This window comes from Bradyrhizobium sp. LLZ17 (assembly GCF_041200145.1).
Taxonomy (GTDB): domain Bacteria; phylum Pseudomonadota; class Alphaproteobacteria; order Rhizobiales; family Xanthobacteraceae; genus Bradyrhizobium.
The window spans coordinates 1,743,221-1,764,539 of the sequence record NZ_CP165734.1; the positions used below are offsets into that span (position 1 = coordinate 1,743,221).

Below are 21,319 nucleotides of genomic sequence, written 5' to 3' on the forward strand. Positions count from 1 at the left end.
ATACGTCTGCACCTCAATCCATTAGGTTCATGATGTCCGGCTATTTCCGTGGTGCAGTCGTGACCGCTTCCGGACCCGGCGAGTTCCGCAAAAATCCGTCAAGCGCGGCGCGTGCCGCGACCGCCAATCATCCACCGCTTTAATGATCGGTTGATAGCGACGAGCTTTCGCTTCCGCTTCGGGCTGCGGCGGCGCTTTATCCCGGCCCCGCATCCGCCCAAGAAAATTGCTAAGCAATTCCGACCATGGCCCTGACTGATTCGAACGTTCTCAAACTTGCGCCCGACGCCGGAACTCCCGCGTATCGGAGTGCGCCGCATAATATCGAGGCCGAACAGAGCCTTCTCGGCGCGATCCTGGTCAACAACGACGCCTTCTATCGCGTCTCCGACTTCCTGGAGCCGAAGCATTATTTCGAGCCGCTGCACCAGACCATCTTCGAGACCGCCAGCAGCCTGATCCGGATGGGCAAGATCGCCACGCCCGTCACGCTGAAGACGTTTCTGCCTGCCGATACTGACGTCGGCGGCATGACCATCGGCCAATATCTGGCGCGGCTGGCGGCGGAAGCGACCACCATCATCAACGCCCAGGATTACGGCCGCACCATCTACGATCTGGCGTTGCGGCGTGATCTGATCGGCATCGGCGAGGACATGGTCAATGTGGCGTATGACGCCCCGGTCGATTTCGCGCCGCGAGCGCAGATCGAGGACGCCGAGCGCCGGCTCTACGAGCTCGCCGAGTCCGGCCGCTATGACGGCGGCTTCCAGAAATTCTCGCAGGCGCTGACGCTCGCGGTCGATCTCGCGGCAAAAGCGTTCCAGCGCGACGGAAAGCTGTCCGGCATTTCCACCGGTCTGCGCGACCTCGACACCAAGATGGGCGGCTTGCAGCAGTCGGACCTCATCATCGTGGCGGGACGTCCCGGCATGGGCAAGACCTCGCTTGCGACCAACATCGCCTACAACGTCGCCCAGGCCTACGTGCCCGAAGTCCAGGCGGACGGCACAACCAAGGCCGCCAATGGCGGCGTCATCGGCTTCTTCTCCTGCGAAATGTCGGCCGACCAGCTTGCCACGCGTATCGTGGCCGAGCGCACCGGCATTCCCTCCTCCAATATCCGCCGTGGCGGCATCTCGGAGGCCGATTTCGAGAAGATCCGCCAGGTCTCGATCGAGCTGCAATCGCTTCCCTTCTATGTCGACGAGACCGGCGGCCTCTCGATCGCGCAGCTGATGGCGCGGGCGCGCCGGCTGAAGCGGCAGAAGGGCCTCGATCTCATCGTCATCGACTACATCCAGCTGCTGTCCGGCTCGGGCAAGCGGAGCGAAAACCGGGTGCAGGAAATCACGGAGATCACGACCAGCCTGAAGGCGCTGGCGAAGGAGCTCAGCGTTCCCATCATCGCGCTGTCACAGCTCTCGCGTCAGGTCGAATCCCGCGAGGACAAGCGGCCGCAGCTCTCGGACCTGCGCGAATCCGGTTCGATCGAGCAGGACGCCGATGTCGTGCTGTTCGTTTACCGCGAAGAGTACTACCTGGCCATGAAGCAGCCGAACCCCGGCACGGAAGAGCATCACAAGTGGCAGCAGGAGATGGATCGCGCGCTGGGTAAGGCCGAAGTCATCATCGGCAAACAGCGTCATGGCCCAACCGGCACTGTTGCCCTGCAGTTCGATTCCATGGTCACCCGTTTCGGCGACCTCGCCGAGGGCAGCCATTTGCCGGACCGCGGCAGCGACTACTAGGGTTTCTGCCGAGTTCCGTGGGTTGAACCGCGCCGGTCTCTTGCGTAAAACGGCGCCATGACAATGGCGTCCGACCCGAAACTGATCCCGCAATCCGGCCTTCTCTCCGCGGAAGCCAATCAGGCTGCCGCGCTCGCCGCCTATGGCGGGGTGCTCACAGTCGATCTCGACGCCATCATCGCCAACTGGCGCAAGCTCGAGAAGACCGCCGTGCCGGCCGAATGTTCGGCGGTGATCAAGGCCGATGCCTATGGCTGCGGCGCCGGGCAAGTCGCCCATGCGCTGAACAAGGCCGGCTGCAAGACCTTCTTCGTCGCCACCATCGAGGAAGCGCGCACGGCGCGCGCGTCGGTGCCGGAGGCTACGATCTACGTGCTCGGCGGCTATTTCCAGAACACCGGCGAGCACTACGCCAAAATCAACTGCCGTCCCGTGATCGGCGATCTCAATGAACTCGCCGAATGGGACGTGTTCTGCCGCCGCACCGGCTGGTCCGGCGGCGCAGCGATCCACATCGACACCGGCATGAACCGGCTCGGACTGACGCTTGCGGAAGCGCAGGCCATCATCCCCCGCATCAATGCCGGCGATCACGGCATTACGCTGGTGATGAGCCATCTGGTCTCGGCCGAGCAGCTCAACAGTCCCGTGAACGCCAGACAGCTCGCCGCCTTCCGTGGCATCGCCAGTGAATTTTCCGGTGTGCCGGCGTCGCTGGCCAATTCGTCCGGCATCTTCCTGGGCGCGCCGTTCCAGTTCGACCTGGTGCGGCCGGGCGCCGCGCTCTACGGCGTCAACCCGACGCCGGAATCCGACAATCCGATGCAGCCGGTGGTCGACCTCAAGGCGCGCATCGTGCAGGTCCGCAATGTCGAGCGCGGCGAGAGCGTCGGCTATGGCGGCACCTGGACCGCGCGGCGGCCGACCAAGCTTGCCATCATCGCGGTCGGCTATGCCGACGGCTACTTCCGCGCCGCCAGCTCCAATGACGGCACCCGCGGTGCCGAGGTGATCGTCGCCGGAAAGCGTTGCCCGGTCGCGGGCCGCATATCCATGGACCTGATCGCGATCGACATCACCGATCTGCCGCCCAACGCGGCGCGACGCGGCCATCTGGTGACACTGCTCGGCGACGGCATCACCGTCGACGAGCTCGCGCATCATTTCGGCACCATCGGCTATGAGGTGCTGACCAGCCTCGGCCGCCGCTATGCCCGCATCTACAAGGGCGGCAACGCGGTCGAACCGCTGGCGCGGCCGGTCCAAGCCGCAGAGCAGCCGCCCTCCCCGCCGGCGGTCGAGCAACCGACGGGCCCGCCGCGGCTGCCGAACTGAGCTGTCGGGTACCTACTTCTTCTTCCTGTTGTCCAGCGCCGTCTTGCAGCTCGCGCTGAGCTGATCGCGCTTGCCGTTCAGGCAGGCGACGATGCCGCCGCCCGGCGCGATGCCGGCGCAGAATTTGTCATAGTCCGCCTTGCACGCACCGCGCGGATCGGACGATTGTGCCGACGCAACCCCGGAGAACGCGACGACGAGGATAGCGGCAAAGCTCAACTTGGACATTTTATCTCCGGTGGTCGAAACGTCAGAACCGAATCAGCTCTACATGAAGATTGCGACATTCAACATCAACAACATCAACCGCCGCCTGCCCAATCTGCTGGCATGGCTGCGCGCGGCAAAGCCCGATGTCGTTGCGCTTCAGGAGTTGAAGGCAAGTGATGGCGAATTTCCGGCGGCCGCGCTCGAAAAGGCCGGCTATGGCGCCGTCTGGCGCGGGCAGAAGACCTGGAACGGCGTCGCCATCCTCGCCCGCAACGCCGAGCCCCTGCTGACCCGCGACCGGTTGCCGGGAAGGCCCGATGATCACGAGGCGCGCTATCTCGAGGCCGCGGTGCGCGGTGTCATCGTCACCAGCATCTATCTGCCGAATGGCAATCCGCAGCCGGGGCCGAAATTCGACTACAAGCTCGACTGGTTTGCACGGCTGAAGCGCCATGCCAAAACGCTCGTCAAGCAGGATCTGCCCGTGGTGCTCGCCGGCGATTACAACGTGGCGCCGACGGCGATCGACATCTATCCGACGCGCTCATGGGACAAGGACGCCTTGATCCAGCCGAAGAGCCGCGCCGCGTTTGCCTCGCTGGTCGCGCAAGGCTGGTGTGACGCGATCCGCGAGCTGCATCCGGGGCAGCGCATCTACACCTTCTGGGACTACAAGCGAAACCGCTGGCCCCGCGATGCGGGCCTGCGGCTCGATCACCTCCTGCTCAGCCCCGCCCTCGTCCCGCGCCTCGCCAAAGCCGGCGTGGACAAACAAATCCGCGGCGAGGATGGCGCAAGCGATCACGCGCCGGCGTGGGTGGTGCTGCGGTGACGACGCTCACCACAAATTCTTGCCGTCGATCACATTCACCGGCACCGCATCCAGATCGAAATCGTCGAACAGCCGCGCATTGACGCCGATCTTGGGATTGTCGAAATCGGGCTTGCCTGTCGACCAATCCGGCGACTCCGAATAGGTGCCGCAGCCGCATTTCGCGCAGTAATGATGTTTGACCGTGCGGGTGCCCCATTGATACGTCGCGACGTTCTCCGGCGGCGACAGCAGCCGAAACTGCGCCGGCGTGTAGTAGGCCCATAGCGCGCCGCGCTTGGCGCAGAGCGAACAGGTACAACGCGTCACGCTGGAGGGCGCCTCGGTCACCTCGAATACCGTTTCACCGCAATGACAGCTTCCTTCGACCGGCATGACCCACTCTCTCCAGTTTTGTCAGGAGGTGGTCATAGCGAGCCTCTGCTGCCAACATGCTGTCAGCAGTGCTCCGTCCTGCGCTCTCAATCGATCACGGGCACAGGCCAGCCGGGCAGGCCAACAAGAAATGTGAAAAACAACCCCATGCACAGTAGACGAGTGTAGTCGGATCAATGGCTTGCGCAGGTTGGCGTATCCGAATTTGACTCGTCGGGCAAAACACCGGCACGATACGATCATCGAAGAATTGGCCCCTGCTCACTCCCTGCTCCCTTGGCCTTCCTGTTCGTCCTCGCCGTCGGCCTCGTCGCCGGCACCATCTCAGGCATCGTCGGCACGGGCTCGTCGATCATGCTGATGCCGGTGCTGGTCTACGCCTATGGGCCGAAGGAGGCCGTGCCGATCATGGCGGTCGCCTCCGTCATGGCGAATTTTTCCCGGATTCTGGCGTGGTGGCGCGAGGTCGACTGGCGGGCCTGCGCGGCCTATTCGATCACGGGTATTCCAGCCGCGGTCCTCGGCGCGCGCACGCTGCTGGCGCTGCCCTCGCACGCGGTCGATCTCGCCATCGGCATCTTTCTGATCGCGATGGTGCCGGTCCGGCACTGGCTCGCCCGGCATGACCTCAAGGCCAATCTCTGGCACCTCGCCATCGGCGGGGCGGTGATCGGCTATCTCACCGGGATCGTGGTCTCGACCGGTCCGCTCAGCGTTCCGCTATTCCTGTTCTACGGCCTGAGCAAGGGCGCCTTTCTCGCGACCGAGGCCGCCTCCTCGCTCGGCCTCTACGTCGCCAAATCCGTGACGTTCGAGCGCTTCGGCGCGCTGACGCAGGATGTCTTCATCAAGGGCCTGGTCGCCGGCTCGTCGCTGATGGCCGGCGCCTTCATCGCCAAAGGCTTCGTCCTGCACCTCAAGCCGGAGATGTTCCGTCTGGTGATGGACGCGATCATGATCGCAGCCGGGCTCTCGATGCTCTGGAACGCGACGCAGCCATAGCCGCGCTCAGACGGCGAATTCAGGCACGATCGAGGGGCTGTCGGAGACGAGGCGCACCGTTTCGGTGATTGTCTCGGTCTTCCCGGACATCGCCTGCCCCGCAAGCCATTGCAGCACGGCATCAATCGGCTGCGGCCTGTGATAGAGAAAGCCCTGGCCGAACTTGACGCCCATCTCGCGCATAGCCCGCGCCTGCTCAGCCCGTTCGATACCTTCGGCGATCAAGGTGAGCCCAAGCGTGTCCGCGAGCGATGCGATCACCCCAACGATCGCGTTGTCCTCGGCGCTTTGCGGTATCTCGCGAATGAAGGCCTTGTCGATCTTGACCTTGTCGATCGGAAAGCGGCGAAGATGGGCGAGCGAGCTGTAGCCGGTGCCGAAATCGTCGAGCGCGATGGTGGCACCGAGGCGCCGCAGCCGGTGCAGCGTCTCGGACGCGGTGGCGATGTTGTTGATCAGCGACCCCTCGGTGATCTCGAGTTCGAGCGACGAGGCCAGGACACCGAAATGCACGCAGGTCTCGCGCAGCGCGGCGGCGAGCGAATGGTCCGCAAGCTCGGACGGCGGCAGATTGATCGCGATCCGGATGTCTGCCTTGCCCGCGGCGGCTAACAGTTGCAGCGCGTTGCAGGCGTCGCTCAGCACGTAGCGCGTCAGCCGCGCGTTGTGGCCGCTGCGCTCGACAAGCGGCAGGAATTCGCCGGGACCGATCACGCCATGCTCGGGATGACGCCAGCGGATCAGCGCCTCCAGGCCGACGACATCCTGGGTGTCGAGATCGACCTGGCTCTGATACCAGACCTCGAACTGCCGCTCGGAAAAGCCGGTGGGAATGGCAAGCTCGAGATCCCTGCGGCGGCGGTAGTCGCGCTGCAGCGCTTCATCCAGCACGGCGACCGTGCCGGGCGCTCTGCTCTTGACATGGTAGAGCGCAATGTCGGCGAGCGCCGGCAAATGTGAAAGCTCGGGATCGTCGACGTGGCGCACGGCTACGCCGATGCTGGCGCGCGGGGCGATCTGCTTGTCGTGCAGCCGGATCGGCTCGGAGATGGCATCCAGCAATCGCTTTGCAAAGGCCTGTGCGGCGGCCTCGTCGCTGACCTCAGGTCGAATGACCACGAATTCATCGCCCCCGAGCCTTGCGACCCAATCCCCTGGTTCGACTGCGCCGCGAAGCCGTTCGGAAATGCAGACCAGGAACTTGTCGCCGGCATCATGCCCGAAAGTGTCGTTGATGCCCTTGAAGTCGTCGAGATCGATGAAGCAGAACGCGACCAGGGCGTCGGACGAACCGGCGTCCCGGTTCTCGAGGGCGAGGCGCTCGGTCAGGGAGCGTCGATTGGGCAGTCCGGTGAGCGGATCATGCGAGGCCATGTGCCCGAGCCGGTCGAGCGCCTCTGATGTCGTGTGCTGCATGGCGTTGAAGGCGCGCGCGAGCTGACCGAATTCGTTCGACGATCTGATGTCCGCAGGATAGGCGCGGCCGTCCTGCTTGCTGCGCTGGATCGCCGACATCATGACCGCCAGCGGCCTGCCGATGAAGATGTTGGCCGAGATCCGCATCGCGACCACGGTCGCAAGCGTTCCGAGCAGGCCCACGGCCAGGAGCAGCACGAGCCGGCCTCCCGTGCCCGCGTAAAGCGTGGCGTGGGAGTAGGCGATCGCGATGCGGCCGGCCTGAACCGCCATATTGCCGTTGCTGTAATTGATCGGACGCGAGACCTCCGCGACAGCCTGCCCCGCCGGTGCTGCCGCCATGCGGGCAATCGCAACGCCGGTGTCGTCATAGACCACCGCCGCGACGATCGTCTCGTCATGCATGATCTCGTTGAGCACGCTGGTGACCTGGTCGTAACGCAGTTTCCAGAGCGGCTCGGCGATCAGTTCGGCGCCGCTGTCGGCGACGCGGACAATGTGGGCGTCGAGCTGCCTGATCTGCGACCAGAAGCTGGAGACTTCCACACCCGCCGAGGCCAGCAACTGCACCAGCAGCAACACCGGGACGGTCGCGCAGATCATCGCGTGGACGACCGGGCGCGAACGCGCCGCCTGCCGATTGCGATCCGGCTCGGTCATACCGTCACCATCCGCGTCAATCACTGGCGCCATCCGGGACCGACAGCGAAGAAACGAGCGCATCAACCGAGAAATCATAGCGGCCGCATGCTCCGGCCTTCGCCCTGAAGCGAGCGAAGTCGATCCGGTCGAAGGCACGCCTCTCGATGAGGTCGGCGACCGAACCAAGATTGTCGCGCGTGATTGCGGACGTCTTGAGCTCGACGTGGGACGAACTGGCTGCGAAATCGCAGCCGTCGACATAGTCGCGCAAAAGAACGATGGACCAGCCGCCGAGCAGGAAGTGGCCTCCGTCGGTCAAAAGCAGACGGCCTGCCCTGATCTCGCGCAGCGCATCTTCCGACCAGTTGAGGCCGACAACCTGAATGTCCTGACCCGGCGCGAGGCCTGCGGCCGCGACGGCCTTGAGCGCTCCCAGCGCCATAGGATCGTTTCCGGCCCATATTCCTGCAGGACGAATCCCCTTGCGCGAGGCCCAGCCCAGATAATTCGCCGTCACCTGCTCCGCTTCGGATTGTGTCCAGTTTGCAAACAGCATCCGGTCCACCACTACGTCAGGGGCGGCCGCCACCGCGAGCTGAAGACCGGCATTGCGGGCGATCGAGGCCGGCGTGATCTCGTCGCCGCCAATGCCGAGAATGTGGATCTTGCCGTCCGGGCTCTGCCATTTTTCGGAGCGCGCGGCGCCGATCAGCGCATTGGCCATTCGTGCGCCCGCGGTCTGCAGATCGGTCGTGATATCGCCGAGCCAGGTCTTCAACTTTAGACGCGGCGGTCCGAGGCGAGCCGCATCCTCGCCTAGCAGGGTGTTCGATAGCAGCAGCGTCTTGACGCCGGCAGCCTCGGCCGCCTCGAGGATCGGGACGGCAGCCGATTCCTCGTTCGACAGGATGAGGACGTCGGGCTTGTCGCTGCGTGCGACCACGCCGAGCCCGAGCTCCTGCATGGTGCGGTAATTGCGCTCGCTGGTGAGCACCTCGACATGCACGCTGAGCTTGCGGCCGGCGGCCTGCATGGTCTGCGCGACCATGTCCCAGTAGACCTCGCCGGTCTTGCCTGGATTGACGAAGACGACGTTGAGGGGTTTTGCATCAGCCGCGAGGGCGCCGCCGGTCGGCGTGAGCAGGCCGCAGGCCATTCCCATGGCGAGCAATATCCGCAAAACTACCGTCATTCTTTTCGCGATCCCTTTGTCGGTTCCGAAACTGGACCCGGGTCCGCTAACATTTCGCAAAGTCCGGTGCGGCGCGGCGGCATAGAGCTAACAAAGGATGTATCGGCCGGTATGATGCTCTGGAATACGTCTCAAAGCCTGTGGGTCCACCGCGAGAGTCCCGTGCCGGAACGAACTCCTGAGACCGCGCGTTCCCCGAGGAAACCTCGAGGATGGACGTGCCACGCTATCATTTCGATCTGGTGGATTCGAGAACCGTGACCGACGAAGGCGGCTCGGAGCTGCCGGACGACATTCAGGCTTTGGACGTTGCCGAAGTCATTGCCAGGCGACTGCTTGCCGAGCGGCCCGAGCTCAAGGGCCGCAACTTCTCCATTCTGATCACGAACCAGGAGGGTGAGGAGATCGGAAAGGTGCCACTGGATGTGCTGCACTGAAGCGTTGCAGTAGAGTCTTTTACACTCGAATCTTGCAGCAGACCCTCGCAGTGGAGTTTCGGCCCGACATGTCGTTGAGGATCGGAGTGATCTCGGACACCCACGGTCTCCTGAGGCCGGAAGTCGAACATTACCTCGCCGGCGTGTCCCACATCATCCATGCCGGTGATATCGGCACGCCGGACATTCTGGAGCGGCTGCGCCGAATTGCGCCCGTCACGGCGATCAGGGGAAACCTCGATGTCGGCGATTGGGCGAGGCACTATCCTGAAACCGAAACGCTACGCCTTGGCGGCCGCGGCTTCTACCTCCTGCACGATCTCAAGACTCTGGAGATCGATCCGGCCGCGCATGACATTGATGCCGTCATTTCCGGCCACTCGCACCGGGTGCAGATCAAGACGATCAACGGAATACTCTTCCTGAACCCCGGAAGCGCCGGGCCGAGGCGCTTCCATTTGCCAATCACGTTGGCAACGCTCGATCTGGACGAGACCGGCGCTCTGCAGCCCATGATTCATCACCTCGACAGGTGAGAGCGATGGGAATAACCGGCGCAAGCTTGACCATCACCGAGAGGCGTCTCCCCGGGGCCGCCCTACGCACAATCGCTTCGAAAGCTGCCGCCCATCGTGAGCAGATGCCGCAAGCGAAGTCAGGCCATGTCCAGTTCTCCAGCCATCAGAGCATCGTGAAATCAGGATTTGACTGCTCGCCACGGCGAAGGTGCTCTCCATCTCCCGCTTGCGGACAGGACTGTCGCATCTGGTTGTTGGCCGGCCTGAGCGCGCCTCGTCCTTCGAGACGACCGCTCCGCGGTCTCCTCAGGATGAGGCTAAGCCGCATCGGCGCCCGTTGAAACTGCTACCGCGCACTCCGCCCTCATCCTGAGGAGCCCGCCAAAGCGGGCGTCTCGAAGGATCGCCCGCAGGGAGCAGTCTCTCAACGCGATCACCCTGCGCTTGCGGGAAGGTTGGATGGGGTGTCTCCGCAATCGAGAAGCCCTGTGTGGAGAGAACCCTCACGTCGCGCTTCGCGCCGACCTCTCCCGCAAGCGGGAGAGCTTGAGCGAGCCCACGGCCAATCGATTCAACCAAAGCCATTCCGCTCTAGTGAGTGTTGGATTTCTGCCATCGCTCCAGATCGATCGGCGGGCGCTTGGGATCGATCTGCTCCTTCTCCGGATTGCCGCGCCAAGGCTCGTCCGTCTGCCTGTGCGTCGGCAGATCGTTTTGTTGTCGCGGATCGTCGTGCGGTGTTTCTCGAGGATCGTTTTCAGGCGTCTTCGGCATGGCATTTTCCTCTCTTGAGTGAGGGCACGCGGCGGTTCATGCCTAGCGAACTTCGGCGATAATTCCGGCCACGCGGCGCGAATGTTGATCGACGATGACGAGATCCTTCCCGGCGATCAGATATTGGTCGCCCCAGAAGCCGTTCAGCACCTGCGTGACCTCGGGCGGCAGGTCGGCAACCTGAGTCTGGCGCGGCACGGAGGTGCCGATCATCATCTCGAAATTGGGACGATCCATGGTCGGGCCATGCGCCGATGACATAATCGAGCGAAGCTGCTGGCGTTGCTGATCGCTGAGATTCACCGCGCTCGCGGTCTGCTGGACATCGCGCGCACGACCGCCGGTCAGAATCTTCATTGCCGGCGGGATTGTCTTTGGCGGCTTTGCTGACCCCTTCCCGCTGCGTCGGAACTCCGGTGCCGACCGTCGTCGCCGGTGCCCCCTTGTCCGCTCCTGTCGAGGGGCGGCCGAGGTAATCCGTCGCACCAAACATCTGGGGAACGGCAAACCAGAGAATGAAACCTGCAAACACGACCGCGGCCAGCGCGTATCCCGCCATCATCACCTTGCGAGTGCCGCCTTTCTCGGTTTCGCGGGACAGATCCTTGACCATGAAGAAAAACCCTTGCTGGCAACTGTCTGGCCAACACGGGCGCAAATCGTTCGTTCCACCAATGGTGCGTGTCCCAAGGACATGCGTCAGCGCAGGGAACGACCGTCGCCGCACCTGATTGCTCTCTGTGTGAGGTCGCGACTCTGCATGCGGTCGCGGAAACTCGAAACAGGAGCAAGCCATGTCCAAAATGCCCCCCGTCCCGCCAGAGCAGCGCAGCGACAAGGGCCCGGGATCGGATCCGAAGATCGAGGCGGATGAAAAGGTCCCTGGTCGTGAGAACTTCGACACTCAGGGCCGTCACGGCAACATCAAGCAGAACACGACCAATCAAGGCTACCAGCAGGATCGATGAATGCCGCACAAGAACTCAGACACTGAACGCTTTGGCGGTCCGGGATCTTCCCGGCAGGACCGCAAGCATCCCGAAAAGGAGGACGCGACCACGAGGTTCCCGCGCCGGGAACGCCGACCAACGATCGAAAGTCACACGTCTCGGGAGGGGGCGGAGAGCGCGATCAGCATCACACGCACAATGATCGCGAGAGAAGCTGAGCCGGACGGTTTCAGGACGCCGGCCTCGCCGGCGTCCAATCGAGATCTTCGTCGCTGCGAGGTTCGGGGTCGGGTGGGCACGGCTCAATCTTGAGGTCGTCCTCAAGCACAGGCTTGTCGCGATCTTCGACCAACCCGGCTTCGTCGGCCTTTTGCAAGGCCTCCTCCTTTGTCACAAAGGTCCGGCTCAGTTTTTCGCGGTCTTTGAACAAGGCGTACGCCATGGCGGCCTCCTCACCCGCTATCCCACTTCGCTGAGATTGCTCAGGATCGCGAGGTGATGCTCAATGTCGGCCGCGAGTCCGAACCCGCCCAAAGCAAGCAAGAACAATCTTCTCAGCATGATGAAGCTCCAATCTGGAGTTCACATGACGCAGCTTTGTGTTGAACGTTCCAATTGCCGCCAGCAAGGGACTCCGATCACATGGTCGGCGCGATCCAGCGGACCCGCAGCTTAACGCAAGTTATTGGCACGCAGCGTGCGTCATGTTCATGGGAACGGCCGCATGCGAGATGGCTTGGTCCACATGGTCGAATTCAGGCTCCCGAAAAACTCCCGCGTCGAAACAGGCAAGATCTGGCCCAAGCCAGACAGCACGTCGTTGCGCGAATTCCAGGTCTATCGCTGGAATCCGGACGATGGCCGCAATCCGCGGCTGGATACCTACTTCGTCGACATGAGCGATTGCGGGCCCATGGTTCTCGATGGCCTGCTCTGGATCAAAAACAACATCGATTCCACCCTCACCTTCAGGCGGTCTTGCCGCGAAGGCGTGTGCGGCTCCTGTTCGATGAACATCGCCGGCCAGAACACGCTGGCCTGCACCAAGTCCATGATGGAGGACGTTCCGGAAGGCGAGCCGCTGCGCGTTCTGCCCTTGCCGCATCAGCCGGTGGTGAAGGACCTCGTACCGGACCTGACGAATTTCTACGCGCAGCTCGCCCTGATCGAGCCGTGGCTGCAGACCAGTTCACCCACGCCTCCGAAGGAATGGCGGCAGAGCCACGAGGACCGCGCGAAGCTCGACGGGCTCTATGAATGCATTCTGTGCGCGTGTTGCTCGACGTCGTGCCCGAGCTATTGGTGGAATTCCGAGCGCTTCCTCGGGCCGGCGGCGCTGATCCAGGCGGCCCGCTGGATCAACGACAGCCGCGACGAGGCCACGGGAGAGCGCCTCGACAAGCTCGAAGATCCCTTCAGGCTCTATCGCTGTCACACCATCCTCAATTGCGCGAAGGCTTGTCCGAAAGGCTTGAATCCCGGGGAAGCAATAGCCGGGCTGCGTCTCAAGATGGTCGAGCGGAAGTTCTGACCTGCTCGAGATCACGCCGCCGGAGGAATGATGGCTGCGGCGCGCGCTTGTCGGCGAAAACCGCGGCCCGCATGGTGCACAAGGCGGAGCTGCGGCGGCTGATCGCCCGCTTCGTCAAGCAGACCGAGAAGAGCGCGTCATCGCCCGCTGACCGAGCGGCATCCCGTTAGGAACCCTCACCTCATCGCGCCATTTAGGTTAGATGGACGAACAGACGACAAGGCTTGCGTACCGGGAGCGTCCGCCCCAGGACATCCTGGCCGCCGCGATATTGCAGCGCCGAGCCATCCTGTTCGTCGGCGCGGGAGTGTCGATGGCGGTCGGCCTGCCATCCTGGCAATCCCTGATCGACCATCTGCTGGATGATCTCGGTCTCGAACGCGACGTCATCGAGGGAATGCATGGCGGCTATCAGACGCTGGCGGAGTATTATCGGCTGAAGCGCGGCGGCATTGGCCCTCTGCGGAGCTGGCTGGACCGCAACTGGCGGGTCGATCCGGACAAGATCGCTGCCTCGAAGCTCCACAAGCTGATCGTCGAGCTGGATTTCCCGATCATTTATACGACGAACTACGACCGCAATCTCGAGACCGCATTCGACGTCCTGGAAAAGCCCTACGCCAAGATCAGCAACGCCAAGGAGATTGCGAGCGCCACCGTCGGTGTCACGCACATCATCAAATTTCATGGCGACTTCGACGATGACGCCTCGCTCGTCCTGACCGAGACGGATTTTCTCAACCGGCTCGCGTTCAATTCGCCGCTCGATGTCCGCTTTCGCGCCGACGCTCTCGGAAGCACGCTGCTGTTCATCGGCTACAGCATGTCGGATCCGAATATCCGCCTCCTGCTGCACCGTATCTGGCAGACATGGGAGCAATCGGGGCACCGTCAGGACCGGCCACGATCGTTCGCATTCGTGTCTCAGCCCAACCCGGTGCAGGAGGCGGTGTTGGCGAACTGGGGCATCACCACCGTCGGCGCGCCTGAGGGCATGACCGCCGACGAGGGCCTCACACGCTTTCTGCGCGACATCCGCAAGCGTCTCGACGCGAAGGCATAGAGCGAGTCCGCAGGGATAGCGGTAGCGCCGGCGCACGCTGCAGATCCCATCCTTGTCGGGAGCGAGTCCTGCGGCATGCTGCATGTCGAGGAAGCCCGCCTGCCACTTTGGGCCATCGCGACTTCCGACAGATCAAGGACTTCTCCGGCCCCGCCTCCTCGGCGCCTGGCCGGTAGCTCAGCAGCCAAATCAGGTCGTCGCGATCAGGGCCCTGCAGCTCGGCGCGCAGCCGGCGGGCTTCGAGGGCGTGACGAAACCGGTGGAAGGTCTGGGAATCGAATAATACGGCGCCGCCGGTTTCGAGATCCGTCGCGCAGATGGTGATGCGGAGATCACCGGCATTGAGGCGTTCGAAGTCGATCAGCTGTTGCAGGCGCTCTCGCGTCGGGCCGAGATCGTAGAGGCCGCCGAAGTGCGATGCTGGAACCGGCAGCCGAGGATGGAAGAAGCGGGCATGACCCACAAGGCGCGTGTTGATCGAGCTCAACCAGGCCAGCAAATGACGGTTGGTATCGGGCACCGGGGTTGGGCTCGTTGGCCCGTGCCAGTAGCGGCGCAAGTTCCCGATGCGATCGGCCGTGGCACTGCCCGCGATCAGCGCGGCGGTGATGGCCCCGGCCGATGAGCCGGTCACCCAGTCGAGCGGACCGCCGGCGGACGTAAAGGCCTCGAACGCACCGGCATGGTAGGCGCCAAGCCCGAGCCCGCCGGAGAAGACAATCGCCGTCAGAGGTTGCTCGTCGGCCATGCTCGCCCCGGATCCGGTGTTGCGCGAGTGACGACGGGGAATGGACCACCGCGGCGCGCACAGGCATCGCGGTCTTGAACGCCGGATGCGAAGCGACGTTCCCGGGCGCCGGGGGCCCGCAACGCGGATGTCCCCTCGCCCGCGCCATTCCGTGCTATCAGCAGCCCCCGACACCTCGACTCAACTGTCCCCCATGGCCAAGAACACGCTTTCCTTCGTCTGCCAGAACTGCGGCGCGGCCTATAACCGCTGGCAGGGCAAGTGCGAGTCCTGCGGCGAGTGGAACACGCTGGCCGAGGAGGACGCGACCGGCAGCGTGCCGGTCTCGATCCGCTCCAAGCGCAGGGGGCGGACGTTTGCGCTGGAGAGCCTGTCCGGAAAAACCCAGGACGCGCCTCGCCTGTCCTCGGGCATGACCGAGCTCGACCGCGTCACCGGTGGCGGCTTCGTCCGCGGCTCGGTGCTGCTGGTCGGCGGCGATCCCGGCATCGGCAAATCGACGCTGCTCACCCAGGCGACGAGCCTGATGGCGCGCGCCGGCCATCGCATCGTCTACATCTCCGGCGAAGAGGCGATCGCGCAGGTGCGGCTGCGCGCCGAGCGGCTTGGGCTGTCGGATGCGCCGGTGCAGCTCGCCGCCGAAACCTCGGTGGAGGACATCGTCTCGACCTTGTCGGAAGGCGCAGTGCCGCGGCTGATCGTGATCGACTCGATCCAGACCATGTGGACCGACACGGTGGAATCCGCTCCCGGCACGGTGACGCAGGTGCGCGCCTCGGCGCAGGCGCTGATTCGTTTTGCCAAGAAAACCGGTGCGGCCATCATCCTGGTCGGGCACGTCACCAAGGACGGCCAGATCGCCGGCCCGCGCGTGGTCGAGCACATGGTCGATGCCGTGCTGTCGTTCGAGGGCGAAGGCTCGCAGCAATTCCGCATCCTGCGCGCCGTCAAGAACCGCTTCGGCCCGACCGACGAGATCGGCGTGTTCGAGATGACCGGCCTCGGCCTGCGCGAGGTCACCAATCCGTCCGAGCTATTCCTGTCGGAGCGCGATCTCGGCACGCCCGGCACCGCCGTGTTCGCGGGTATCGAAGGCACAAGGCCGCTTCTGGTCGAATTGCAAGCGCTGGTGGCGCCGACCTCGCTCGGCACCCCGCGCCGGGCCGTGGTCGGCTGGGATCCGAGCCGGCTGTCGATGGTGCTCGCGGTGCTGGAGGCCCATTGCGGGGTCAAGCTGTCCGGCCACGACGTCTATCTGAACGTCGCGGGCGGCCTGCGCATCCACGAGCCGGCGGCCGACCTCGCCGCGGCGGCCGCACTGGTTTCGTCGCTGGTTAACGCACAGTTACCGACCGATGCGGTCTATTTCGGCGAGATTTCATTGTCCGGCGTGGTCCGCCCGGTGGCGCAGACGCCGGCCCGGCTCAAGGAAGCGGCAAAACTCGGCTTCCAGCGCGCCGTGCTGCCCGAATCGGCCCGGGGCGACGCTGGCGGCGACGCCGGACTCTCGCTCAATGCGATCAACAGCCTGACCACCCTGGTGGCCGAGATCGCCGCGCGCGGCTCCCGCCGGGGCGAGTCGAGCGCTCCGGCAGAGAAAAATGCCACACCGGCAAGATTCCGCCGCGGAGAGGGTTAGCTGGAGGTGACGTCCCGCGCCCCCGCCGCTATACAGCCGTCACAAAAGCAGCACGGGATTGCGTGGTTACGGCCTTGCCGGGAACGCTGTCTGGCCCTCACTTAGGGCGGCGGCCAAGCACCGATTCGCTGAGCACCTTCGACGTACGAGCGGACCAGACCAGCCGATGCCTGTAACACTCCTCGACCTGATCCTGCTCGGTGTGATGCTGATTTCGGGCCTGCTTGCGATGGTCCGCGGCTTCATGCGCGAAATCCTGTCGATCGCCGCCTGGGGCACGGCGGCCATCGTGACGCTGTACTCCTTCTCCAAGCTGCTGCCGACCGCAAAGACCTATTTCAACAACGATACGGTCGCGAGCGTGGTCGTGGTCGCCGGCGTGTTCGTCGGTACCCTGGTCGTGGTCTCCGTGATCACGGTCCGGATCTCGGACATGATCCTGGATTCGCGGATCGGCGCGCTGGACCGCACCCTGGGCTTCCTGTTCGGGCTGGCTCGGGGGCTTCTGATCGTGGTGGTGGCGTTCCTGTTCTTCACCTGGCTGGTGCCGGACAAGCAGCGCCCGGACTGGGTCACGGGGGCCAAATCCCGCGTGGTGCTCCAGGGAACCGGGGATTGGCTGATGTCCCTCTTGCCGGATGACCCCGAGAACACCATCTTGAAGAGATTCAAGAAAAACAAACCAGATGATGATCAAGCTGATACCGAGCAACAGCCCGCGGGCAGTGGCGACGGATACAGCAAACCGGCTCGTGATGGCCTGAAAAAGCTGATCGAGAAACCTGCGGCACGTTAGTCGACCCAGAGAGAGGCGCGGACGAGATGCGACACCCTGACCAGGACGCCCGGCTTGATCTCGATCCAAACGCCCAAGTGAGTCCGGCCGCGCTGGAGCTTCAGGACGACCTGGAGGGAGATACGCTGCGCGAGGAATGCGGCGTCTTCGGCATCTACGGACACCCCGACGCCGCCGCCATCACCGCCCTCGGACTTCACGCGCTTCAGCACCGCGGCCAGGAGGCCGCCGGTATCGTCTCCTACGACGGCAGCCGCTTTCACAGCGAACGCCGCCTCGGCCTCGTCGGCGACACCTTCTCGCGCCGCGAGGTGATCGACCGCCTGCCCGGCAACATGGCGGTGGGCCATGTCCGCTATTCCACCACCGGCGCCACCATCCTGCGCAACGTGCAGCCGCTGTTCGCCGAGCTCAATGCCGGCGGCCTCGCCGTCGCCCATAACGGCAACCTCACCAACGGCCTGACGCTGCGCCGCGAGCTCGTGAAGAGCGGCGCGATGATGCAGTCGACCACCGACACCGAAGTGATCCTGCATCTGGTTGCGCGCTCCCGGCGCAGCCGCTTCATCGAGCGCTATATCGACGCGTTGCGCGAGATCGAAGGCGCCTATGCGCTGGTCTCGCTGACCAACAAGAAGCTGGTCGGCGCGCGCGATCCCCGCGGCATCCGCCCGCTGGTGCTCGGCGACCTCGACGGCTGCCCGATCCTGACCTCCGAGACCTGCGCCCTCGACATCATCGGCGCACGTTTCGTGCGCGACATCGAACCCGGCGAAGTCATCGTGTTCGACGAGAACGGCCAGGACGTCCACAAGCCGTTCCCGCGGATCGCGCCGCGGCCCTGCATCTTCGAGTACATCTATTTCTCCCGTCCGGATTCCATCGTCCACGGCCGCTCCGTCTACGAGGTGCGCAAGGCCTTTGGCGCGCAGCTCGCGCGCGAGAGCCATGTGCCGGTCGACGTCGTCGTGCCGGTGCCGGATTCCGGCGTGCCCGCCGCGGTCGGCTACAGCCAACATTCCGGCGTGCCGTTCGAGCTCGGCATCATCCGCAATCACTATGTCGGCCGCACCTTCATCCAGCCGACGCAGGCGATCCGCGAATCCGGCGTCCGCATGAAGCATTCGGCCAACCGCGCCGCGATCGAAGGCAAGCGCATCATCCTGATCGACGATTCGCTGGTGCGCGGCACCACTTCGAAGAAGATCGTGCGCATGATGCGCGACGCTGGCGCCAAGGAAGTGCACTTCCGTCTCGCCTCGCCGCCGATCCTCTATCCCGATTATTACGGCATCGACCTGCCCGATCGTGGCGGCCTTCTGGCAGCGACCCATTCGCTGGAAGAGATGCGCGAGATCATCGGCGCGGACTCGCTCGCCTTCCTGTCGATCGACGGCATGTACCGCGCCATGGGCGAGCCCGGCCGCGACCCCGCCAATCCGAAATTCTCGGATCATTGCTTCACCGGCGCCTACCCGACCCACCTCACCGACCAGACCCAGTCCGAGCCGCAGCCGCGGCAGCTGTCCTTGCTGGCGGAGGCGAGCTGACGGCGCAGCCGTCATCCCGGGGCGGTCCAGCAGGACCGAACTATGCTGCGCAATTGCGCACCTGAGGATCTCGAGATTCGGGTCTGGCGCTTCGCACCATCCCGGAATGACAGTTGTGCGGGGGCTTGCCCCGGCGGTCCACGTCTGTAAAACCCCGCCATGACATCCCCTCTCGCCAATCGCATCGCTCTCGTCACCGGCGCCTCGCGCGGCATCGGCTTCGCCACGGCAAAGGCACTGGCGCAAGCCGGCGCGCATATCGTCGCGGTGGCGCGCACGCAAGGCGCGCTCGAGGAGCTCGACGACGAGATCCGGAAAGATGGCGGCAGCGCCACACTGGTGCCGCTCAACCTCACCGATTTCGACGGCATCGCGCGGCTCGGCGCCGGCCTGCACGAACGCTACGGCAAGCTCGACATCCTCGTCGGCAATGCCGGGGTGCTCGGCCCCTCCTCGCCGATCGGCCATATCGAGCTGAAGACCTTCAACGATGTCATGGCCGTCAACGTCTCCGCGAACTTCCAGCTGATCCGCTGCATAGAGCCGCTGCTGAAGCAGTCCGATGCCGGCCGCGCCGTGTTCGTCACCTCCGGCGCCGCCAACAAGGCGACTGCCTATGTGAGCCCCTACGCCGCCTCCAAGGCGGCGCTGGAAACGCTGGCGCGCGCCTGGGCACAGGAGACGGCCAACACCAGGCTGCGCGTCAACCTGTTCAATCCAGGTCCGGTCCGCACCCGCATGCGCGCCACCCTGATGCCGGGCGAAGATCCGGCGACGCTGGAGACGCCCGAGCAGGTCGCCGAATTCATCGTGCCGATGTGCGCGCCGGACTGGACCGAGACCGGCAGGTTCTACGACTACAAGACGCGCACGCTGATGAGCTTCCGCGCGCCGGCCTGATTGACTCGACGACTTCCCCGCCAAGGGTAACGTCTATACCGCCGAGGTCGACACCGGAAAGCGGATCCAGAAATTCAAGCTGACGGCGGACGCGCTCAAATAGCGTCTCAACGCATTTTGCCCAAAGGTTAACCCACGGATGACGCCGGGACGCAGCGTCATCCGGCTTTAGGCGCATTGCCGACCCCCGTGGGACACGCTAGAGCCATCAGCCGGAACAAGGCTCCGCAAGAGAGCCGTCCGCCTATTTGACAATGGAGGAAACCTTTCATGACGACGACGTTCGCGCGCCGCTATGCGGCCCTTTTGGCCTGCGCCGCTTTCGGTTTTGCCACATCCGCTTACGCCCAGGACAAGACCGTCAAGATCGGCGTACTCAACGACATGTCGAGCCTCTATGCCGATATCGGCGGCCCGAACTCCGTGGTCGCCATCAAGATGGCGGTCGAGGATTCCGGCCTGCTGAAGAAGGGCTGGAAGATCGACGTGCTGAGCGGCGATCACCAGAACAAGCCGGACGTCGGTGTCAACATCGCGCGGCAGTGGATCGACAACGAGAAGGTCGATGCGATCGCGGATACGCCGAACTCCGGCGTCGCACTGGCGGTCAGCAACCTCGTCAAGGAAAAGAATGCGGTGCTGCTGAATTCCGGCGCGGCGTCCGGCGATCTGACTGGCAAAGCCTGCACGCCGAACACCGTCTCCTACACCTATGACACCTACATGCTGGCCAACGGCACCGGCAAAGCGCTGACCAAGGCCGGCGGCGACACCTGGTTCTTTCTCACCTCCGACTATGCCTTCGGCCACGCGCTTGAACGCGACACCTCGGCCGTGGTCACCGCCAACGGCGGCAAGGTGCTCGGCAGCGTCAGGCATCCGATCAATACCGCGGACTTCTCGTCCTTCCTGCTCCAGGCGCAATCGTCAAAAGCCAAGGTTGTGGGCCTCGCCAACGCCGGCGGCGACACCACCAACGCGATCAAGCAGGCCTCCGAGTTCGGCATTGTGCAGGGCGGGCAAAAGCTCGCCGCGCTGCTGCTGTTCATCAACGACGTGCATTCGCTGGGCCTGAAGACCGCCCAGGGCCTGACCTTCACGGAGTCCTTCTACTGGGACATGAACGACCAGACCCGCGCCTGGTCGAAGCGCTTCGCGGCGCTGGCCAGCAAGAATGCGATGCCCTCGATGACGCAGGCCGGCAATTACGCGATGGTGATGCATTATCTCAAGGCGATGGAAGCGCTCGGTGGCAACCCGCATGACGGCGCCAAGGTCGTCGCCAAGATGAAGGAGTTGCCGACCGACGACCCGCTGTTCGGCAAGGGCCCGCTGCGCGAGGACGGCCGCCGCCTCATCCCGGCCTATCTGTTCGAAGTGAAGAAGCCGGAAGAATCGAAGGGACCGTGGGACTATTACAAGCTGGTCGCCACCATCCCGGCGGAAGACGCGGCCAAGCCGCTCAAGGACAGCGAGTGTCCGCTGGTGAAGAAGTAAGGGCATAGGTGCCGTAGGGTAGGCAAAGCGTAGCGTGCCCACCGCTTCTTCGGATCATGAAGATGGTGGGCACGGCGCAAGAGCGCCTTTGCCCACCCTACGAGATCGTCTTCGTGGCAGCCAACGTCCGCATCGCGATCGCGACACGCATCACCGTCAAC

At 64.1% G+C, this 21,319-nt stretch carries 22 protein-coding genes; 14 read left to right on the plus strand and 8 right to left on the minus strand.

All coding sequences use genetic code 11. The features are described from left to right. Positions 1-245 precede the first annotated feature (245 nt). Positions 246-1,751, plus strand: coding sequence for a replicative DNA helicase (locus AB8Z38_RS08745; RefSeq protein ID WP_369724286.1), 1,506 nt, complete (start codon positions 246-248; stop codon positions 1,749-1,751). Between the two features lie 63 nt (positions 1,752-1,814). Then, on the plus strand, positions 1,815-3,086 hold the full coding sequence (alr, locus tag AB8Z38_RS08750) for an alanine racemase (RefSeq protein WP_369726780.1): 1,272 nt from the start codon (positions 1,815-1,817) through the stop codon (positions 3,084-3,086). A gap of 12 nt (positions 3,087-3,098) precedes the next feature. Here the strand turns inward: alr and AB8Z38_RS08755 are convergent, their stop codons facing one another. Next, the gene (locus tag AB8Z38_RS08755) at positions 3,099-3,314 is read right to left on the minus strand and encodes a cysteine rich repeat-containing protein (RefSeq protein WP_369724288.1); all 216 of its coding nucleotides are present in this window, start codon (positions 3,312-3,314) and stop codon (positions 3,099-3,101) included. Positions 3,315-3,357: 43 nt separating this feature from the next. Here AB8Z38_RS08755 and AB8Z38_RS08760 point away from each other — a divergent pair, with 43 nt between their 5' ends. Continuing rightward, positions 3,358-4,128 (plus strand): exodeoxyribonuclease III, encoded by a 771-nt coding sequence (locus AB8Z38_RS08760; protein WP_369724290.1) that lies wholly within the window; start codon positions 3,358-3,360, stop codon positions 4,126-4,128. 6 nt (positions 4,129-4,134) lie between these two features. Here the strand turns inward: AB8Z38_RS08760 and AB8Z38_RS08765 are convergent, their stop codons facing one another. Beyond that, positions 4,135-4,503, minus strand: a complete 369-nt coding sequence (locus tag AB8Z38_RS08765; RefSeq protein WP_369724292.1) for a GFA family protein — start codon at positions 4,501-4,503, stop codon at positions 4,135-4,137. A 276-nt stretch (positions 4,504-4,779) separates the two neighbouring features. Here AB8Z38_RS08765 and AB8Z38_RS08770 point away from each other — a divergent pair, with 276 nt between their 5' ends. Continuing rightward, a complete protein-coding gene (locus AB8Z38_RS08770) occupies positions 4,780-5,505 on the plus strand; it encodes a sulfite exporter TauE/SafE family protein (RefSeq protein ID WP_369724294.1) in 726 nt (241 codons plus the stop codon). A gap of 6 nt (positions 5,506-5,511) precedes the next feature. On the opposite strand, the gene AB8Z38_RS08775 is transcribed toward AB8Z38_RS08770, so the two are convergent. Both AB8Z38_RS08775 and AB8Z38_RS08780 read right to left on the minus strand, forming a co-directional pair. Then, positions 5,512-7,581 carry a putative bifunctional diguanylate cyclase/phosphodiesterase gene (locus AB8Z38_RS08775; protein WP_369726781.1) on the minus strand — a complete coding sequence of 690 codons (2,070 nt, stop codon included), beginning with the start codon at positions 7,579-7,581 and terminating at the stop codon, positions 5,512-5,514. Between the two features lie 16 nt (positions 7,582-7,597). Beyond that, positions 7,598-8,755 carry an ABC transporter substrate-binding protein gene (locus tag AB8Z38_RS08780; protein WP_369724296.1) on the minus strand — a complete coding sequence of 386 codons (1,158 nt, stop codon included), beginning with the start codon at positions 8,753-8,755 and terminating at the stop codon, positions 7,598-7,600. A gap of 212 nt (positions 8,756-8,967) precedes the next feature. Here AB8Z38_RS08780 and AB8Z38_RS08785 point away from each other — a divergent pair, with 212 nt between their 5' ends. Next, positions 8,968-9,192 (plus strand): hypothetical protein, encoded by a 225-nt coding sequence (locus AB8Z38_RS08785; protein WP_369724297.1) that lies wholly within the window; start codon positions 8,968-8,970, stop codon positions 9,190-9,192. A 68-nt stretch (positions 9,193-9,260) separates the two neighbouring features. Beyond that, entirely contained in the window at positions 9,261-9,728 is a 468-nt protein-coding gene (locus AB8Z38_RS08790) for a metallophosphoesterase family protein (protein WP_369724299.1), read from the plus strand. A gap of 573 nt (positions 9,729-10,301) precedes the next feature. On the opposite strand, the gene AB8Z38_RS08795 is transcribed toward AB8Z38_RS08790, so the two are convergent. Continuing rightward, positions 10,302-10,484: a hypothetical protein gene (locus AB8Z38_RS08795; RefSeq protein WP_369724301.1), complete on the minus strand. Its 183-nt coding sequence runs from the start codon at positions 10,482-10,484 to the stop codon at positions 10,302-10,304. Between the two features lie 42 nt (positions 10,485-10,526). Continuing rightward, a complete protein-coding gene (locus AB8Z38_RS08800; RefSeq protein WP_369724303.1) occupies positions 10,527-10,841 on the minus strand; it encodes a DUF1236 domain-containing protein in 315 nt (104 codons plus the stop codon). 437 nt (positions 10,842-11,278) lie between these two features. On the opposite strand from AB8Z38_RS08800, the gene AB8Z38_RS08805 reads away from it, so the two are divergent. Further along, positions 11,279-11,452, plus strand: coding sequence for a hypothetical protein (locus tag AB8Z38_RS08805; RefSeq protein ID WP_369724305.1), 174 nt, complete (start codon positions 11,279-11,281; stop codon positions 11,450-11,452). A 211-nt stretch (positions 11,453-11,663) separates the two neighbouring features. On the opposite strand, the gene AB8Z38_RS08810 is transcribed toward AB8Z38_RS08805, so the two are convergent. Then, positions 11,664-11,876 (minus strand): hypothetical protein, encoded by a 213-nt coding sequence (locus AB8Z38_RS08810; protein WP_369724307.1) that lies wholly within the window; start codon positions 11,874-11,876, stop codon positions 11,664-11,666. Between the two features lie 303 nt (positions 11,877-12,179). Between AB8Z38_RS08810 and AB8Z38_RS08815 the strand changes: the two genes are divergently transcribed. Continuing rightward, entirely contained in the window at positions 12,180-12,965 is a 786-nt protein-coding gene (locus tag AB8Z38_RS08815) for a succinate dehydrogenase iron-sulfur subunit (RefSeq protein WP_369726782.1), read from the plus strand. A gap of 202 nt (positions 12,966-13,167) precedes the next feature. Then, a complete protein-coding gene (locus AB8Z38_RS08820; RefSeq protein WP_369724308.1) occupies positions 13,168-14,028 on the plus strand; it encodes an SIR2 family protein in 861 nt (286 codons plus the stop codon). On the opposite strand, the gene AB8Z38_RS08825 is transcribed toward AB8Z38_RS08820, so the two are convergent. After that, positions 13,979-14,776 (minus strand): patatin-like phospholipase family protein, encoded by a 798-nt coding sequence (locus AB8Z38_RS08825; RefSeq protein WP_369724310.1) that lies wholly within the window; start codon positions 14,774-14,776, stop codon positions 13,979-13,981. The two genes, AB8Z38_RS08820 and AB8Z38_RS08825, sit on opposite strands and share 50 nt — an antisense overlap. Before the next feature lie 193 nt (positions 14,777-14,969). On the opposite strand from AB8Z38_RS08825, the gene radA reads away from it, so the two are divergent. The 5 genes from radA (at position 14,970) to AB8Z38_RS08850 (ending at position 21,158) form a co-directional block, all read left to right on the plus strand. After that, entirely contained in the window at positions 14,970-16,415 is a 1,446-nt protein-coding gene (gene radA / locus AB8Z38_RS08830) for a DNA repair protein RadA (protein WP_369724312.1), read from the plus strand. 166 nt (positions 16,416-16,581) lie between these two features. Next, positions 16,582-17,211, plus strand: a complete 630-nt coding sequence (locus AB8Z38_RS08835) for a CvpA family protein (protein WP_369726783.1) — start codon at positions 16,582-16,584, stop codon at positions 17,209-17,211. 26 nt (positions 17,212-17,237) lie between these two features. Beyond that, positions 17,238-18,761 carry an amidophosphoribosyltransferase gene (purF, locus tag AB8Z38_RS08840; protein WP_369724314.1) on the plus strand — a complete coding sequence of 508 codons (1,524 nt, stop codon included), beginning with the start codon at positions 17,238-17,240 and terminating at the stop codon, positions 18,759-18,761. A 159-nt stretch (positions 18,762-18,920) separates the two neighbouring features. Further along, positions 18,921-19,661 carry an SDR family NAD(P)-dependent oxidoreductase gene (locus tag AB8Z38_RS08845; RefSeq protein WP_369724316.1) on the plus strand — a complete coding sequence of 247 codons (741 nt, stop codon included), beginning with the start codon at positions 18,921-18,923 and terminating at the stop codon, positions 19,659-19,661. A 270-nt stretch (positions 19,662-19,931) separates the two neighbouring features. Beyond that, positions 19,932-21,158, plus strand: a complete 1,227-nt coding sequence (locus AB8Z38_RS08850) for an ABC transporter substrate-binding protein (protein ID WP_369724318.1) — start codon at positions 19,932-19,934, stop codon at positions 21,156-21,158. Positions 21,159-21,319: the final 161 nt, after the last annotated feature.

Bases quoted from the DNA above. Each gene is read 5' to 3' on its own strand.
- AB8Z38_RS08775 (WP_369726781.1), bottom strand. From the start codon at position 7,581: ATGACCGAGCCGGATCGCAATCGGCAGGCGGCGCGTTCGCGCCCGGTC.
- AB8Z38_RS08800 (WP_369724303.1), bottom strand. From the start codon at position 10,841: ATGAAGATTCTGACCGGCGGTCGTGCGCGCGATGTCCAGCAGACCGCG.
- AB8Z38_RS08795 (WP_369724301.1), bottom strand. From the start codon at position 10,484: ATGCCGAAGACGCCTGAAAACGATCCTCGAGAAACACCGCACGACGAT.
- AB8Z38_RS08835 (WP_369726783.1), top strand. From the start codon at position 16,582: ATGCCTGTAACACTCCTCGACCTGATCCTGCTCGGTGTGATGCTGATT.
- AB8Z38_RS08825 (WP_369724310.1), bottom strand. From the start codon at position 14,776: ATGGCCGACGAGCAACCTCTGACGGCGATTGTCTTCTCCGGCGGGCTC.
- AB8Z38_RS08810 (WP_369724307.1), bottom strand. From the start codon at position 11,876: ATGGCGTACGCCTTGTTCAAAGACCGCGAAAAACTGAGCCGGACCTTT.
- alr (WP_369726780.1), top strand. From the start codon at position 1,815: ATGGCGTCCGACCCGAAACTGATCCCGCAATCCGGCCTTCTCTCCGCG.
- AB8Z38_RS08785 (WP_369724297.1), top strand. From the start codon at position 8,968: ATGGACGTGCCACGCTATCATTTCGATCTGGTGGATTCGAGAACCGTG.
- AB8Z38_RS08805 (WP_369724305.1), top strand. From the start codon at position 11,279: ATGTCCAAAATGCCCCCCGTCCCGCCAGAGCAGCGCAGCGACAAGGGC.
- AB8Z38_RS08745 (WP_369724286.1), top strand. From the start codon at position 246: ATGGCCCTGACTGATTCGAACGTTCTCAAACTTGCGCCCGACGCCGGA.
- AB8Z38_RS08755 (WP_369724288.1), bottom strand. From the start codon at position 3,314: ATGTCCAAGTTGAGCTTTGCCGCTATCCTCGTCGTCGCGTTCTCCGGG.
- AB8Z38_RS08760 (WP_369724290.1), top strand. From the start codon at position 3,358: ATGAAGATTGCGACATTCAACATCAACAACATCAACCGCCGCCTGCCC.
- AB8Z38_RS08780 (WP_369724296.1), bottom strand. From the start codon at position 8,755: ATGACGGTAGTTTTGCGGATATTGCTCGCCATGGGAATGGCCTGCGGC.
- purF (WP_369724314.1), top strand. From the start codon at position 17,238: ATGCGACACCCTGACCAGGACGCCCGGCTTGATCTCGATCCAAACGCC.
- AB8Z38_RS08765 (WP_369724292.1), bottom strand. From the start codon at position 4,503: ATGCCGGTCGAAGGAAGCTGTCATTGCGGTGAAACGGTATTCGAGGTG.
- AB8Z38_RS08820 (WP_369724308.1), top strand. From the start codon at position 13,168: ATGGACGAACAGACGACAAGGCTTGCGTACCGGGAGCGTCCGCCCCAG.
- radA (WP_369724312.1), top strand. From the start codon at position 14,970: ATGGCCAAGAACACGCTTTCCTTCGTCTGCCAGAACTGCGGCGCGGCC.
- AB8Z38_RS08850 (WP_369724318.1), top strand. From the start codon at position 19,932: ATGACGACGACGTTCGCGCGCCGCTATGCGGCCCTTTTGGCCTGCGCC.
- AB8Z38_RS08845 (WP_369724316.1), top strand. From the start codon at position 18,921: ATGACATCCCCTCTCGCCAATCGCATCGCTCTCGTCACCGGCGCCTCG.
- AB8Z38_RS08815 (WP_369726782.1), top strand. From the start codon at position 12,180: ATGGTCGAATTCAGGCTCCCGAAAAACTCCCGCGTCGAAACAGGCAAG.
- AB8Z38_RS08790 (WP_369724299.1), top strand. From the start codon at position 9,261: ATGTCGTTGAGGATCGGAGTGATCTCGGACACCCACGGTCTCCTGAGG.